This window comes from Oceanobacillus locisalsi, from assembly GCF_042675985.1.
Classification (GTDB): domain Bacteria; phylum Bacillota; class Bacilli; order Bacillales; family Amphibacillaceae; genus Oceanobacillus; species Oceanobacillus locisalsi.
Map to the genome: position 1 here is coordinate 310,476 of NZ_JBHTKK010000002.1, position 15,608 is coordinate 326,083.

Below are 15,608 nucleotides of genomic sequence, written 5' to 3' on the forward strand. Positions count from 1 at the left end.
TAAAATATGACCTTACAACAATTAAAATACGTCATTGAAGTAGCGAGAAGCCGCTCCATTTCCAAAGCAGCTCAAACCCTGTTTATCAGTCAGCCAAGCCTGTCCAACGCGTTAAAAGAATTGGAAAAAGAAATTGGTGTAAAAATCTTTTCCCGTACAAATAAAGGGATTCATGTAACGAAAGAGGGTTCTGAATTTTTAGGCTACGCCAGACAAGTTTTGGAGCAGGCTGAATTACTGGAAAATCGTTACTCCAACAATGCAGCACCTCAGCATCATTTTGCGGTGTCTGCTCAGCACTATGCGTTTGCAGTCAGCGCTTTTGTCCGTCTGCTAAAAGATTATGACAGGGATGAATATGATTTCACACTACGGGAAACAAGGACATATGAAATCATAGAAGATGTCAAAAATTTAAATAGCGAAATCGGTATTATGTATATGAATGATTTTAACGAGCAAATCATCTGCAAATTTTTAAAAGAAGGGAATTTAGTCTTCCACCGCCTATTTGAAGCAACACCGCATGTATTTATCAGCGGGGAGAATCCACTTGCAGAAAAAGATTATGTCACTTTGGAAGATTTAGAGCCATACCCTTATCTGCTGTATGAACAAGGAGATTACAATTCCTTTTATTTTTCGGAAGAGATATTAAGCACGCTGACCCGCCCCAAAAATATTCATGTCCGGGACCGGGCGACGATGTTTAACCTGCTGATTGGACTGAACGGCTATACGATATCTACTGGGGTTATCAGTCAAAAATTGAATGGCGATAATATTATTGCGGTGCCGTTGAAAGTTGATGAAATCATTCACGTAGGCTATATCGTTCATAAAGATATGGAGCTTAGCCCGATGGCGGAAACCTATATTGCGTACTTGCAGTCCAGTATTGAAGAAGAGAGACAACGTTTACCGTAATACTGGATATAGATAAAAGCTATACTGAACGATAGATTTTAGGTGTTATCTGATAATAGGATTTCTATGATAGACTAATCTCAACCAATGAAACGAAGGAGAGATTAGCAATGGCAGTGGCAAGTAAAGAAGGTATACGTACCGAAACACCCTTCCGTTTTGATAATGTGGGAAGCTTCCTGCGTCCGGAAAAATTAAAGGAAGCTCGTAAAGCATTTGCAAAAGGAAGTATTTCTGAGCAGGAGTTAAAAGCGGTTGAAGATGAAACGATTAAAGACTTAATCCAGAAACAGAAGGATGTCGGGTTAAAAGCAATTACAGATGGAGAGTTTCGACGTTCCTGGTGGCATCTCGATTTTATGTGGGGCCTGCAAGGGGTGAAAAAACAGGAGATCGACCAAGGCTACCAATTTAAAGGCGAAGAAACACGTGCAGAAACAGCTCGTTTAACTGGAAAAATCAGCGGCGAAAATCATCCTTTTGTCGAGCATTTTCAATTCGTTCAGCAATTTGCAGATGAGAAAGTAGTGGCGAGGCAGACGATTCCTGCTCCGGCACAGTTCTTAGCAGAGCTGCAACGCCCGGAAAACGTAGAAATAACCAATCAGCTTTATCCGAATCAGAAAGAATTGGCAGAAGATATTGCGGCGGCATATCGTACCGTTATTCAAGATTTGTATGAAGCAGGTTGCAGAAACTTGCAAATAGATGATTGCACATGGGGAATGCTTGTCGATGAAAACTATTGGGCAAACCGCCATGATGGAGCGAACGTAGAAGATATCGGAACGCTTTATGTGAATTTAAATAATAAAGCGATTGAAAACCATCCAAAGGATTTAATAATTACAACACATGTGTGCCGAGGAAACTATCATTCTACATGGGCTTCGTCAGGTGCTTATGACACCATTGCTAAAATATTATTTACGCAAGAAAAAGTGAAAGCATATTACTTAGAATTTGATACGGAGCGCGCAGGCGGATTTGAGTCACTCGTTAATGTTAATGACGATAAGCTTGTAGTATTGGGGTTATTCTCTTCCAAGCTCCCGGAACTGGAGGATAAAGGCCAAATCAAAAAACGTATCAAAGAAGCGTCGAAATATGTTCCGATTGAACGCTTATGTATCAGCCCGCAATGCGGCTTTGCATCTACAGAGGAAGGAAATATTCTGACGGAAGAGCAACAATGGGATAAGTTGCGTTTAGTTAGAGAAGTTGCTGAAGAAGTTTGGGGGAAATAAGCGTTTTGATTTCTTTTGAACAAGTAAAGGAAATAGAGAAGAGCGCTTGTTTAAGCTATTTTCAATAATGACATTTTTCTTAAAGATATACAGACAAGGAAGTGCTGGAGAAGCACTTCCTTGTCTGTATTATTTATTCAACTGGAATGTAACATTCTAGAATCGTTTTTCATCTTGGATGTTGTCATCCATATCTCTGATTTCCACCTTGCTTGGTGTGTTCTCTTTCGCCATTTGCTCTGCAGCAGCAAGCGCATCATCTTTTGAGGCATACGTTTCTTCCGGTGCGACATTTTCCAGTTTTACAAACCAGCTTGTTTCATCTGCATTCGGTGCGACACTAAATGTTTTCATTTTACTCAACTCCTTTATAACGCGGTTAGGGAAAGTTTTCCCTTAGTTGGAGTGAGTGAAACATGAATGAAAGTTAAAAGAAAAATTCCTCCGTACTGGTCAGTTTTAACACAGCAGGGAAAAGGCTAAAAATAGCAATACTTCCCAAAATCAGCCAACTGAAAATAAACCAGGGTGATATATTAAAAAAATTTAGAAGCATTCCTGCTAACGGGATAAGCATTAAAAGTGAAAATTGTATATTTGATTTTTTAGTTGCATATTGTTTTTCCCCGCAATATGGGCAGATATATGCGGTGTCTATGGTAGCGGTTCTTTTCATCGTTTGTTTCCAAGTCCATTTCTGATGGCAATGCTGACACGTCGGCATGCTTGTCACTCCTTACCGTAAATCATACTATGAAAAGAGTAACACAAGAAAAATACATTTTCATTTCACAGCTTGCGTGCATTTTTTCAAAAAAGCTGGCTTCTTTTCCGTTTTTCCCTTAATCTATAATAAGCTGTTTATTGTTTCGAGAACCGGATTACAAATTTAACTGTAAGAAGGGATATGGATAGATGAATCAAATACATCGACCGACCGTTGTGGCCTTGCTGCTGGCAGGGTCTTTTATTGCTATTTTAAATCAAACATTAATGATTACGGCGATACCGCCAATTATCAATGAAATGGGTGTAACACCGAACAGTGCCCAGTGGCTGACAACGGTATTTATGCTGGTAAATGGGATTATGATTCCTGTCAGCGCATTTTTAATCGACCGTTTTACCACCAGGCAGTTGTTTCTGACTGCGATGAGTGTATTTGCTGTTGGAACATTGATTGGCGGAATAGCTCCGAATTTTGAATTTCTCATTGCGTCCAGAGTGATTCAATCGCTGGGAGCCGGTGTGATGCTGCCGTTAATGACAACTGTATTCTTATTGATTTTTCCAATTAATAGAAGAGGTTCGGTAATGGGATTGATTGGACTGGTAATTTCCTTTGCCCCTGCCATTGGACCTGTTATTTCAGGCTGGGTGACAGAACATTACTCTTGGCGTGTGTTGTTCTATATTATTTTACCGATTGCTATTATTGATATGATTATTGCCTTCTTTGCGCTGCGTAATGTAACGGAAGTAAAAAAAACTAAGTTTGATATCCTTTCTGTTATTTTATCCTCATTTGGTTTTGGAGGCGTACTTTATGGCGTGACCAATGCAGGGAATTTTGGCTGGGGAGCGCCGATCACGCTGGTAACGCTCGCTATTGGTATTCTGGCGATGACGTTATTTATTTTGCGGCAGCTTCGGTTAAAGCACCCGATGTTGGAATTTAGGGTATTTAAGTATGCTATTTTCCCATTTAGTGTATTTATCGGTTCCATTACGTTTATGGGATTGATAGGCATAGAAACATTGATTCCGCTGTATATGCAGAATATGCGGGACTTTACAGCATTTGAAGCTGGACTGTCAATGCTTCCCGGCGCTTTAATTACAGGCATTATGGGGCCGGTTATTGGCAGGTTTTTTGACCGGGTTGGCGGGAAATGGATTGTGCTGCCGGGGCTTGTTATTATAACGTTAGCTACCGTTCCATTTATCTTTCTTCAAGTCCATACGACCTTTACTTTCGTGACAGTGATATATGCTGTACGTATGTTTGGGTTTGCGATGATTATGATGCCGATTCAGACAGCGGCATTGAACCAGCTGCCGAGAGAACTCATTCCACACGGAGCAGCATTAGACGGAACGATGCGTATGGTAGCAGCTTCTGTCGGGACAGCTATTCTTGTAACGGTTATGACTTCGGTGGCTGCGATTGCAGAAGGCGGTGAATCAATTGCTCGTCCGGATATTTTCGGAGTGAATGCAGCTTTTGGTGTTATTGCTGTATTAGCTTTATGTACATTGATCGCTTATTTCTTTATTAAATTCGACCCTTCACCTGCTGAACAGGCAAAGCTTGCGGAGGAAAATCGTGTATCATAAAAATGAAACGCCAGTCAGTTATACTGCGATAAAGGTTAAAAACCCGTTAGCTAGTGAAACGGGTTTTTTGATATTTATCATCCTGCAGCAAGAAGGAGCTTGACGATTATCTAATGGGAGGATACCATAACTTTAGATACTGCGTATGTGAGCTTGGCCGGGCTGATTGCCTTCCATGGCAACAACGGTGAAACGGCATTTTCACTCATGCGAACATAATCGTAAAGCGCATGAATCAACCGGACATATCAACATGTTTTAGTGAAAGATAAGTTCTTTTCTAAACAAGTCAAAAAAAGGAAATAATAATATAAAAAAATCTCGTGTAAATATGCACAATCTCATGTATCATGTTCTTATATCAATGTAAATGTAGAGGAGTGTTTTGAATGAGTGGAGAAATTATTGTTTTTTCTGGCTATGCAGGTGCAGGAAAAAACTCTATCATAAATGAGATATTAAAGAAATTTAAGGAATTAGAATATATCCCTTCCGTTACAACTAGAAAAATGCGGGAAGGAGAAAGTTCCGGAAATCCGTATTACTTTTTTAATTTGGACCAGTTTAATGAAGCAAGAATCAATGGGAAATTTATTGAAGCAGAAAATATCCACGGAAACTGGTATGGGACCATCAAAGACAAGTATGAAGAAAGCATGAACAAGGGACATAAGATTATTAAGGATATTGATGTGAATGGGGCAATCCGATTTAAAGAATTGTTTGGAGATAATGTGTACTTAGTATTTGTCAAACCTTCTAATGATAAGGATGTAATCGATCGAATGGTGAAAAGAGGGGATTCTAAAGACGATATCGAAAAAAGAATGGAAAGAATTGAATATGAAAAATCCCTCGAAAAGTTTTTCGATACGACGATTATAAACGATAATTTAGAAGAAGCAGTGAAACAAGCAGAAAAAGTGGTTGGCGACAGGGTTAACAAATAATTACAATGAATGCACTACAAAGCACCATTGATTTTAGTATGATCCCATCCTAAGTGTGATTCATTTTAGTGATTAAAATGAACGCTCTACATAATATAAGATAGCAATTTAAAATGGGCCATTCTTTAAAGTGTCTTACAAAGATGAAGAAGGAAAATAGTATAACAACATGAACGATCTCCGTTTTGTTTTGAAGAAACGGGGATTTTTCATAGCATAAAGGAGAAAAGATATGGTTTGTATTCCAGAAAAGCTGGAGCAATGGATTGTTTCTCATTTTCCTAAAGAGACAATTATTCATGAGGTTTATCCATTGAAAGGAAGCACCACAGCCACGATGCTTGCTATCGTTTTACAAATTACTGATTCGGAAACACTAGAGCTGGTATTACGCCGATATGAAAGGAAGTGTTTTACAGCGCAAGATATCAAACAAGAGGCGGATAGCTTAAAAGAAGCAGCATTCTTATCTGTTGAAACTCCGCAATGTATAGCTGCTGACCCGGATGGAGAAGTTATCGGCGATCCGCTCCTTCTCATGAGCAAAATAGCTGGAAAAGTAGATATATTACCTGTTGATCAAGATGCGTGGCTGTATGGGCTTGCGGAAACATTAGCGCAAATCCATGACCATTCGGCAGAGCCCTTTCCATGGAAGCATGAACGTTATCAAAAAGCGGAACAGATTGACATTCCGGCATGGTCAGGCAAACCAAAAGTATGGCAGGCATTAAAAGAGATAGCGTTGCTCCCGCAGCCAGCTTATATGCCGAAATTTATTCACCGGGATTTTCATCCGACGAATGTATTATGGCAGGATAATAAGGTTAGCGGTGTGGTGGATTGGGCTAACGGTTGTCTCGGCCCTGCTGGGATTGACGTGGGGCACTGTCGTTGGAATCTCGCTATGCTTTATGGCGTGGCAGCTGCAGATACTTTTTTATCTGCTTATCAAAGGAAGGCAAGGTGTCCTTTTTTCTATGATGTGTATTGGGATATTGTTTCCTTAATGGATGTTTTGGAAGGGCAGCCGGAAGTGTATCCTGGATGGGAAGTCTTTGGGAAAACGGATATAACGGTTGAATGGATGGTGGAGCGGATGGATGGTTATGCGGTATCGTTAAGGGATAAAATAAATATGTGCTGATGTGCTTTATCGAATATAGAAATAGATGCAGGATAGTGATATGAACATCGCTATCCTGTATGTTTGTATTTGCGAACCTTTTGACAACCTCTTCCATCAATCAAAACAAAATATAAGATAAATAAATCACAACAGTTACGGTGATGATACTGAAAAGGGTTGAAAATAAAACGATTTGTGCATGTAATTCCGGCTTGATTTGATACTCCATCGCAATCGTTGATGTGTTTCTGGAAGTCGGAAAAGAACTAGCGATAAATAGGGATTGTGCAACAACTCCATCAATGTTCAGCAGGTATATAACACCCAACGCTAATAACGGCCCCATCATCAGCCTGCCAATCAAAGACCATGTAATTACCCGGTGGAAAAAATGCAGATTAATATTAGCTAATTGTGCTCCGAGTAATAGGAGTGCGATGGCAACGAAACCATCCGCGAGCTGGTCAAGCGGTATCATAATAGCTTGTGGAATCGTTATGGAAAACAATTGAAATAGCAAACCTAATAGAAGTGCATGGAATACAGGCAATCTTAAAAATGATTGGATAATACCTCTGATTGTTTTGGTTGCTGATAATAAGTTATATATGCCGTAAGAATACGTTAAAAGATTTTGGAAAATCAAAATAAAAACTTGAACAGAGAAACCGATGGGATTTTGACTGAAAACCAATTGGCTTACTGGCAACCCATAATTGCCAGAGTTCATTAATGAAATACTGTTTTTTAGAGCTGCACTTTCTCCCCGATCTAACTTCAATAGTTTTGAAATAATATGACTCACAACAATCAGAATCAAACTATACAGCACGACGTAGTTTATGATTTGGACAACAATTTCTATTTCAATATTAATCTGATAAATATTCACAAATACAGCTGCGGGCATGAGGCAATATGTAATCAGCGTAGATAATTGTTTCAGATGAAATTGAAATTTCCGTTGCAAAACAGCACCGACCAGCGTCAATATCAATATGGGTACGATGACATCTAATAAAATAAAAATAAACATTGCCAACCTCAATCTGACTATTTCATCATAGGATAAATGCTCTTTGGTAAATATGAATTTATCCTATCATAGAAAGAAAAATAAGGAAAATACCAAAAAATTATCTTTTTGGATAAGTAATAGTTATATGAAAAGAAAATGATCGTATTCATTGGTTATCGTAAGGAATCAAAAGTTGAAGTGGAATGCATTTCAAAGAAAATGTGATTCAAAACGTTTATCTTTTTATTCATATCAACAGAAAGAATCTTTACCCTTTTCAAGATACGGAAAAGCTTTAATGTGTTATGATAAAGAAAATACGAAGTGGTGGTGATTTTGTGGGATACATTGAATCTTTAGAAGAGCTTATGAAGCGCATAGAAAATATGGATCGAGATAATTCCGTTTTTCAGTTTTCTATCGCCGGTAAGGGAAAATTCACCCTCGTATTACAGGAGGAAGATGAAGATTCCATTAAACTGGATACAGAAAAAAATCCTCAACTTAAACAGATGATTGAAGAAAGTAAAAATGAATATAAAGAGGGCAAAGGAATGTCAACTTCTGAGTTATTACATTCATTTTCTGTAAAGGATTTCGAATAGTGGGTGTCCCCAATATAATTTGGCTGCCAACTGTAAGGAAGAAACTGCTAGAATATAGAAGTACACATTTCACAGCAGAAGAGACACAGGAATTTATTGTGAAATTGATTATAGATATTGAGGAATTTCTAAAATATGAAATTGTTGGTCAAACATACGTTGAAGAATTTGGTGTTTATAAAGGTTTATCACGGTTCGTTATTAGGAAATTCCGAGTGTATTATGAAAAAGATAAAAATGATATCATCGTGCTTGCTGTGTTATTTCCTGGAGAAAAATAAATAGAATCATTTCCTTGTGAATATACTGTTGAAATTTACAAGGAGTGATTCTATTTTTTTAGAAGTAATCCAAAAACGAGATACGAATAGTCATTATAAATTAAAACGTAGCTTTTAAATTTACACTTATTCTTATGATATAAAACAGTCGTTCAAGAGTTTTAGTAACTTACTAAAGAAAAAAATATGAACACCGGGGTGCAAGACATTATATGATGAAATTACAGGTTACAACATTCGTTTTACTTGGAGGTATTATCGGCTTTTTTACAGATGGTATCATGACAGGTGCCGGGGCAGGGACGCTTATCTTTATTGCTTATCGAATGGAAAAGTTTTTAGGTGCTGTTCGTCAAGAATAGCTGGTAAAGTGTTAAATGATAAAGTAAGAAAGGTTATGCATAAAAACAGGGTTGCAGAAATTTTTCTTTTCGGAAGTTTTGCATAAAGGGGGGAGCAGTCATGAAACGAAAGCGGATTCTTTTGGTCACAATTGGTATGATTTTTGTGTTATTAGTGGGAACGATACTCTATTCTGCTTTGAGAGATGATGATCCGTATCGCTATTATACCGGACTGGGAGAAGAAATAAGTGTAGCTCCGGATGATTCGCAAATTGCTTTTTCTTATTATGTAGATGGTGAGGAAGCTATTTATACAGCCAATCCTGATGGTTCGGATGTGGAGCAAATAGCCGGTGCAGCTGATCGGCAGGATAGCGCCCCGAAGTATTCGTCAGATGGACAGAATATTGCTTATTTAAGTGAAGATTCAGAAGGTATGAACATACTCCAGGTGATGAACCAGGATGGAAGCGAAGAAAAACAGTTGACGGACAATTCCATTCACGTGATGGATAGTGTTTTTTCCAATGACGGGGAACCCCTTTTTTTCGTTGCAATCGACGCAGAGGGATTTAACCAGCGAGAAGGATCGGAATCAAGTGCAGGATTTGATTTATTTTCCGTAAAAACAGATGGGAGTGATATGGAAAACCTGACAGATGCCGATTATTCTTCTATGGATCATCCCTCCCTTTCTCCTGATGGGCAAATGATTTATTTTAGCGCATTTGATGGAGAGAAGGAACAAGTCTTTTCCTACTCTTTGGAAGACGGTGCGGTAAATGAAAATCCATCTATTGTTTCGGAAGAGATAGCAAACTCTCAATCATTTAATAAACCGCAATTTTCACCAAACGGGGAGCAGCTGGCATTCACAGATGTATCGGAAGAAACGCAAGACAGTTCTCTTTTTGAATATGAATTGTTCTTGTTAGACATAGATTCACAGGATGTAGAGCGATTAACAAATCTGGGCACAGCGGTAAACTCACCGGTATTTTTTCATGAGGAAAATACAATCGCGTTCTTGGAAAATACAAACTGGCCATCGGAACCAGCTGAACAGCAGTTGAGGGCCATTGATATGGCAACACATGATATAGAACCAATCGAATTGGACGCACCTCAACCAACAGATAATCACCTGTTCATGCAATTGCTTGATCGTGCGGTGAACAGTTTAACGCTTGCAATTCTGTATACCTTCATGATGAGTTTGTTGAGTGTGTACCTTCTTCATTATGCTGGCAGAGCGTATCTGGCCTCCATCATCAGTTTTTCGGTTGCCATTATCGTATTAGCAGTTAGTTTTGCAGTAGCTGCAATTGGAGATCCTTGGTTTGGTATCGGACTCGGAATGTTGGCTGTGGGAATCTTTGGCTGTTCGATAATCGTTTTATTATTTATACTGATTTATAAACGATTTGTTAAATAAATATTTTGGTAAGTTTATAGAACGGCTATTGGTAAGCGTATACCTTGATCTTGGAGGGAAACGAATGGATAATAGAATAAAAGAATTAACGGATATGACAAAAAAGAAATTTGGTTTGGGTGATTACTATTTAGAACGGTATACATTTAACCGGCATGTGACGCTTTCCGGTGAAACGGTATACACCTTAACAATGGAATGGTTTCCTAATCATGCAGAAAAGCCAGAGGATGATACCAATCCGGAGGGTACAGCGGTGATTGAAGTTAATGTCCATTCCCGGAAATTTGTCAGTGCTGTTTTTGTGATGGGTAAGACTTTTGCGGAAAATGGAATTTGTTTTGCGGGTCTTGGAAAAGACGCGATGATAAATTGGATGGAAAAAGAAACTGGATTAATGTATGGAAACCAGTTGGCGCTTCATAAAGAAGAGGAAGGCAGGCTACTGTTTAAAACCGTAATGGATGATGGAATGGAGCTTTCACCATCTGGCTCTGTGGAGATAAAATATAACGATGCAGGGGAGCTGACTTTTTTTGCTGTTCATGGGCAATTTCCTTCGAACGCATTGATCAGAAAAGAATCTTATACACTCTCTTTTGATAAGGTAGAAGATATAGCAAAGGAACAATTAAAGCTGATTGAATTTCCTTCATATGAGCAAGAAAAAAGAGTTCCTGTATATGCCGTAGAGGAAGTGTTTATTACCAATTCCCAAATGGCGACGCTGGCATTTGAAGTTGGTGATGGAAGCCGTTATCTGAACATGGATCAGACGGTGTATTTCGATAAAACAGTTAAAAATCCAATTGAAATACAAGAAATAGACTGGACGGAAGAGGTAACGGCAGAACAAGCATTTTCGCGAGAGCCAAGTCCGGATGCCTATCCAATTACCAAAAATGAGCAAGAGCAGTGTATACAGGCGGTGAAAGACTTGTTACTGCAGGAATATCCCGATGATTCAGGAAGTTGGATACTTAAAACATTGCATCGTGATAAAGGATATATTTATGCGACATTACGGACAAATCAACAGGACAATCACGTATTTCAAAGAAAACTCACTGTTATCATTGATGCAGCCAGCTGCCGAGCTGTCAATTATGTAGATAATAAATCCATGCTTGATATGTTCGACCAATTTCAAGCGGCGGATAGGGCTGTGATTGGCAAGGAAGAAGCATATGAAAAATTGAAAGAATTATATGAGTTAAAGCCTTATTATGTCTATGATTTCGAACAAAAACAATATATATTATGCGGCAAATTAGATTGCCAGTATGGCGTGCATGCAAGTGACGGGGAAATCATTGCGTTAAATGATTTATAATCTGAGAGATTCCATGTAATATGAGGGGGAATAAGGTGCAGATTAGAAAAGCAAAGGAAGAAGATATAAAATCCATAGCCAAAGTCTACGTGGATGGGTGGAAAACGACTTATGATGGTTTAGTACCAAATCATTATTTGGAAAGCTTAACATATGAAGAAGCTGAACAAAACTGGCTCTTATTTTTAAGTGATACAAATCAACCCTTTATTTACATTGCAGTTAATGATAAAGGGGAGAAGATAGGTTTTGCAGCAGGAAGTAGTACGGACGACGACAAATTTGGCGGGGAGTTATACGCACTCTACCTATTGCCGGAATCGAGAGGATTAGGTACTGGAAAACAATTGATTTCAGCGGTTGCGAATCATTTCCAGGAAAAAGGCATTTATTCCATGATGGTATGGGTGATGGAACAAAATAAATCCGGCCTCGGTTTTTATGAGTGGCTGGGCGGGAAAGAATACCTCCGCAGAAAAAGTGAATTTGGTGGAATGACAGTAGAGGATGTAGCTTTTTGCTGGGAAGATGTCTCGATATTATGCCAGGAAGATTGATACTATACCTTACTGGTGAAAAATATTGGAAAGCATATTTACATAAAAGGCTCTTTAGCGTAAAACGCAGCATACAAAATGATGAAAAGGGTGTGTCAGGATGAAAGCAGTTATTTTTGATTTTGACGGGACACTTGCTGATACGTTACCTGTTTGTTTTTATGCGTTTCAAGCTGTATTTAAGGAATTTGACAACAAGATACTTACATCCGATGAAATAAAAGCAATGTTCGGTCCATCTGAAACGGGAATTATCAGAGAAAACCTGGCAGACGCTAATCATGAAAAAGCAATTGAATTATATTATGGAAAATACAATGAAAAGCATCGGGAGCTCGTTGGGCAGAACGAGGAGATGAACGATTTGCTTCGATTTTTAAAAAGTGAAGGATATACATTAGGGATTGTAACTGGAAAAGCACGCAGAAGTCTGCATATATCGTTAGATTGTCTGAATATGCATGCTGTATTTGATGTGATGATAACCGGAGATGATGTGACAATACCCAAACCGCATCCAGAAGGTTTGAATGAGGCTTTGGCACAGCTGAACGTAACAAACACGGATGCTGTATTTTTAGGCGACAGTGATGCGGATATTCAGGCTGGGAAAGAAGCTGGCGTATATACGATCGGCGTACATTGGCTGCCGAATTATCAGGCATTGGAGTTTAGTGTTCAGCCAGACCACATGTTATATAGTGTAAATGAATTCGTGCAATCATTAAAAAAAGGAAGTTTCTAAATGAAAAATAATAAGATATTTCTAATGGGCATGTTAGCATTCGTATTCGTTATATTGACTGCTTGTGGAAATGTAACGGAAGATTCGGATGTTGAGTCCAATCACATGTCATCAGATAATGATGGGATGCAAAACGAAAATGACAATGTACCTGGACAAGAAAGTACACAAGATTCATCACTTACCAGCCCAGAAACAGAAACGAATTTCTTTGAAGATTGGGAAGGAAAAAAACAAGGTGAATCAGCGGAGGAACAGAACCAAGAAGAGCCTTTGGAAGAATATGTTCCCAATGAAGATGATGTTGTATATAAGAATAATGAATTGAAAAATAAAGATATGCTTGAAGCGTTTATGGAGACTGCAGGAGAAAATGGACAAGATAATGAAAGTGAAATTAGAGTGGTGAAGGACGAAGGGGATCAAGGTGTACTTATATATGATTTGAAATCAGGGTATGAAAAAAGTGTTGATCAGGCATGGATTATGGTTAATACAGATTTGAGCTACTATAGAGCTGCAGAAGATGAAGTGCAAGATGTTTTTAATACGAACCAGCAATGCGGATATATGTCAAAAGATGAAATAGAAGGAAATTATAAATTACATGAATGTAAAACCCATTGGGAATACAGGTTAATTCCTACTGTGGATGATAATGAAGTAGAGTGATCTGTGCAGATGAAGCGTGTTTTGCTAAATTATCTCATCTCAACAAAAAGACCGAAGCATGATAACTTCGGTCTTTTTGTTGAGAAAATGAGTCTTACACTCGACTCGCACATTTCGAATTAATTTTTGTATGTTAAAATATAAAAAAAGATGATGCAGTAATTCACGAAAAAGGAAGGGGATTAAAATGGATGTAAGATTTCCAATTGGAAAATTAGAAGTTCCAAATAACGTAACTTTAGAAAATGTTCAAGAGTGGTTAAAGGAAATCGAAAGTTACACGAGCCGTTTAAGAGAAACGGTTGACACATTAAATGAGGAGGAATTAAGCAGAACGTATCGTGATGGCAGCTGGACAGTGCGTCAACTTGTTCATCACATTGCAGATTCTCAATTGAATATGTATCAACGTTTGAAAATGGCTTTAACAGATGAAAATCCAAACGTACCGGCTTTTGATCAAGACAAGTGGGCGCATGAACCGGATACAAGTCTGCCTGTAGAAAGTTCTATTAAAATGCTGGAAGGGATAAATGAGCGCATTGTAGCTTTAGGAGATAGCTTAACGAAAGAGCAATTAGATCGTGTTTTTACTCTCCAACAAAGTGATGAGATAACAGTTGCAACAAAAGTAGCGAAATTAGCCTGGCATGAAGAGCATCACTTAGCCCATATAAAAGTGGCGTTATCTGAATAATACAATTATCCTGGCACTAAAATAATAAGGGTTTGCACTTAAAAAACACGCTTCTCATTCTAATTTTAGAATAAGCAAGCGTGTTTTTTAAAGTGGAGCTGACGGGATTCGAACCCGTGACCCCTTGTCTGCCAGACAAGTATTCTCCCGCTGAACTACAGCCCCATTATGAAATGAATCATGGGTGAAAATCAATCCAACAATGAACATTATATACTGTTCGCAGGTTTGTATCAAGATTTATATTAAAATAAGTTTGTTTGGAAATAATAAAAGAAAAGTGTTCGTTACGTATCAAAATGATATAATAATAAAAAAGTAATCAAAGGGAGCGATGGTTATGCGGCAGGAAATAGCTAAAACAGTAGAATATTTTCTTGTTGCGAAATTTCATCCAGCATTTATTTTGATTTTTGGTTCTTATGCAAAGGGCACCAATCATGAAAAAAGTGATTTGGATATTGCATTCCAGTGTAAAGACGATTTCCCGAAAGCTTATGATGTATTCATGGCAGCCCAGGAACTGGCTGATATATTAAAAATAGATGTTGATTTAATCCATTTAAAAGATGCTTCAACGGTATTTCAAGCACAAATATATAGTACAGCGCTGCTCATCTATACAAATGACAGGAATGATTTTAATCAGCAAAGAATGACGGCTTTAAGCTCTTATGTAAAGCTGAATGAAGCACGCAAACCAATTTTAGACAGGATTAAAGAAGAGAGGTCTGTGTATGGCGAATGATGTTATTTTTAATAAAATAGCAGTGATTGAAAGATGCCTCATTCGTGTGAAAAAGGTTTATGACAAGAATGCGGATAATTTACAAGATGATACGAAGCAGGATTCTATTATTTTAAATATTCAAAGGGCTTGTGAGGCGGCTATTGACTTAGCGATGCCATATTATTTCAAAAGAAAAATTGGGCTTGCCTCAAACTAGCAGAGATGCATTTGTTATATTGTAAGAGCATCATATTATTAGTCAACCGATTGCAAGCCAATTAAAAGCGATGGTGGGTTTTAGAAATATTGCTGTACATGATTATCAAGCGCTTAACCTTGATATAATGGAAGCTATTATAGTGCACCATGTAGATGATTTTATCACTTTTACAAAAGATGTTTTGGCCTATCAGCGTAAAAAGTAATCATAAAAAATACAAATGAATAACGAAACTTGTAAAATAAGCTTTCTATCTATGAAGAAGGCTTATTTTTCTACTGAAATTCTCGAATGAATAAAAGAACACCTCTATAGATTTATGATAAAATAGATAAGACGCTGTTGAAAATGAGACAGCAAAACGATAACCCGATTTAACAA

The 15,608-nt window shown here is 38.0% G+C and carries 18 protein-coding genes, 1 tRNA gene and 1 pseudogene; 16 read left to right on the top strand and 4 right to left on the bottom strand.

Features of this window, described 5'->3' with window-relative positions:
• Positions 1–6 precede the first annotated feature (6 nt).
• Positions 7–927 (top strand): LysR family transcriptional regulator, encoded by a 921-nt coding sequence (locus ACFQ19_RS03650; RefSeq protein ID WP_379590670.1) that lies wholly within the window; start codon positions 7–9, stop codon positions 925–927.
• 110 nt (positions 928–1,037) lie between these two features.
• Positions 1,038–2,174, top strand: a complete 1,137-nt coding sequence (locus ACFQ19_RS03655) for a 5-methyltetrahydropteroyltriglutamate--homocysteine S-methyltransferase (protein ID WP_379590671.1) — start codon at positions 1,038–1,040, stop codon at positions 2,172–2,174.
• Positions 2,175–2,330: 156 nt separating this feature from the next.
• On the opposite strand, the gene ACFQ19_RS03660 is transcribed toward ACFQ19_RS03655, so the two are convergent.
• Together ACFQ19_RS03660 and ACFQ19_RS03665 are read right to left on the bottom strand one after the other, a co-directional pair.
• Positions 2,331–2,528, bottom strand: a complete 198-nt coding sequence (locus ACFQ19_RS03660; protein WP_379590672.1) for a DUF2188 domain-containing protein — start codon at positions 2,526–2,528, stop codon at positions 2,331–2,333.
• Between the two features lie 73 nt (positions 2,529–2,601).
• Positions 2,602–2,898 (bottom strand): TIGR04104 family putative zinc finger protein, encoded by a 297-nt coding sequence (locus tag ACFQ19_RS03665; RefSeq protein ID WP_379590673.1) that lies wholly within the window; start codon positions 2,896–2,898, stop codon positions 2,602–2,604.
• A 191-nt stretch (positions 2,899–3,089) separates the two neighbouring features.
• Between ACFQ19_RS03665 and ACFQ19_RS03670 the strand changes: the two genes are divergently transcribed.
• From ACFQ19_RS03670 to ACFQ19_RS03680, 3 genes are all read left to right on the top strand, one after another.
• Complete coding sequence (locus tag ACFQ19_RS03670; RefSeq protein ID WP_379590674.1) at positions 3,090–4,511, top strand: DHA2 family efflux MFS transporter permease subunit; 1,422 nt, start codon at positions 3,090–3,092, stop codon at positions 4,509–4,511.
• A gap of 389 nt (positions 4,512–4,900) precedes the next feature.
• Positions 4,901–5,461 carry a guanylate kinase gene (locus tag ACFQ19_RS03675; RefSeq protein WP_379590675.1) on the top strand — a complete coding sequence of 187 codons (561 nt, stop codon included), beginning with the start codon at positions 4,901–4,903 and terminating at the stop codon, positions 5,459–5,461.
• A gap of 232 nt (positions 5,462–5,693) precedes the next feature.
• Positions 5,694–6,608: a phosphotransferase family protein gene (locus tag ACFQ19_RS03680; protein WP_379590676.1), complete on the top strand. Its 915-nt coding sequence runs from the start codon at positions 5,694–5,696 to the stop codon at positions 6,606–6,608.
• 100 nt (positions 6,609–6,708) lie between these two features.
• Here the strand turns inward: ACFQ19_RS03680 and ACFQ19_RS03685 are convergent, their stop codons facing one another.
• A complete protein-coding gene (locus tag ACFQ19_RS03685; protein WP_379590677.1) occupies positions 6,709–7,626 on the bottom strand; it encodes an AEC family transporter in 918 nt (305 codons plus the stop codon).
• A gap of 287 nt (positions 7,627–7,913) precedes the next feature.
• On the opposite strand from ACFQ19_RS03685, the gene ACFQ19_RS03690 reads away from it, so the two are divergent.
• The 9 genes from ACFQ19_RS03690 (at position 7,914) to ACFQ19_RS03730 (ending at position 14,277) form a co-directional block, all read left to right on the top strand.
• On the top strand, positions 7,914–8,213 hold the full coding sequence (locus tag ACFQ19_RS03690) for a hypothetical protein (RefSeq protein ID WP_379590678.1): 300 nt from the start codon (positions 7,914–7,916) through the stop codon (positions 8,211–8,213).
• Positions 8,213–8,494, top strand: coding sequence for a type II toxin-antitoxin system RelE/ParE family toxin (locus ACFQ19_RS03695; RefSeq protein ID WP_379590679.1), 282 nt, complete (start codon positions 8,213–8,215; stop codon positions 8,492–8,494). Before ACFQ19_RS03690 ends, ACFQ19_RS03695 begins: the two co-directional genes overlap by 1 nt.
• Before the next feature lie 212 nt (positions 8,495–8,706).
• Positions 8,707–8,856: a hypothetical protein gene (locus ACFQ19_RS03700; protein WP_379590680.1), complete on the top strand. Its 150-nt coding sequence runs from the start codon at positions 8,707–8,709 to the stop codon at positions 8,854–8,856.
• Positions 8,857–8,956: 100 nt separating this feature from the next.
• Entirely contained in the window at positions 8,957–10,273 is a 1,317-nt protein-coding gene (locus tag ACFQ19_RS03705; RefSeq protein ID WP_379590681.1) for a TolB family protein, read from the top strand.
• 64 nt (positions 10,274–10,337) lie between these two features.
• Positions 10,338–11,606 (top strand): hypothetical protein, encoded by a 1,269-nt coding sequence (locus ACFQ19_RS03710; protein ID WP_379590683.1) that lies wholly within the window; start codon positions 10,338–10,340, stop codon positions 11,604–11,606.
• A gap of 35 nt (positions 11,607–11,641) precedes the next feature.
• Positions 11,642–12,163: a GNAT family N-acetyltransferase gene (locus ACFQ19_RS03715; RefSeq protein ID WP_379590684.1), complete on the top strand. Its 522-nt coding sequence runs from the start codon at positions 11,642–11,644 to the stop codon at positions 12,161–12,163.
• A gap of 100 nt (positions 12,164–12,263) precedes the next feature.
• Positions 12,264–12,908: an HAD family hydrolase gene (locus ACFQ19_RS03720; protein ID WP_379590685.1), complete on the top strand. Its 645-nt coding sequence runs from the start codon at positions 12,264–12,266 to the stop codon at positions 12,906–12,908.
• Positions 12,909–13,580, top strand: a complete 672-nt coding sequence (locus ACFQ19_RS03725; RefSeq protein WP_379590686.1) for a hypothetical protein — start codon at positions 12,909–12,911, stop codon at positions 13,578–13,580.
• A 187-nt stretch (positions 13,581–13,767) separates the two neighbouring features.
• A complete protein-coding gene (locus tag ACFQ19_RS03730; RefSeq protein WP_379590687.1) occupies positions 13,768–14,277 on the top strand; it encodes a YfiT family bacillithiol transferase in 510 nt (169 codons plus the stop codon).
• A gap of 93 nt (positions 14,278–14,370) precedes the next feature.
• Here ACFQ19_RS03730 and ACFQ19_RS03735 read toward each other — a convergent pair.
• A tRNA-Ala gene (locus ACFQ19_RS03735) sits at positions 14,371–14,442 on the bottom strand.
• A gap of 175 nt (positions 14,443–14,617) precedes the next feature.
• Here ACFQ19_RS03735 and mntA point away from each other — a divergent pair.
• Both mntA and hepT read left to right on the top strand, forming a co-directional pair.
• The gene (mntA, locus tag ACFQ19_RS03740; protein WP_379590689.1) at positions 14,618–15,025 is read left to right on the top strand and encodes a type VII toxin-antitoxin system MntA family adenylyltransferase antitoxin; all 408 of its coding nucleotides are present in this window, start codon (positions 14,618–14,620) and stop codon (positions 15,023–15,025) included.
• A pseudogene (gene hepT, locus ACFQ19_RS03745) lies at positions 15,015–15,432 on the top strand (type VII toxin-antitoxin system HepT family RNase toxin). The gene mntA and the pseudogene hepT overlap by 11 nt, the downstream one beginning before the upstream one ends.
• Positions 15,433–15,608 lie beyond the last annotated feature (176 nt).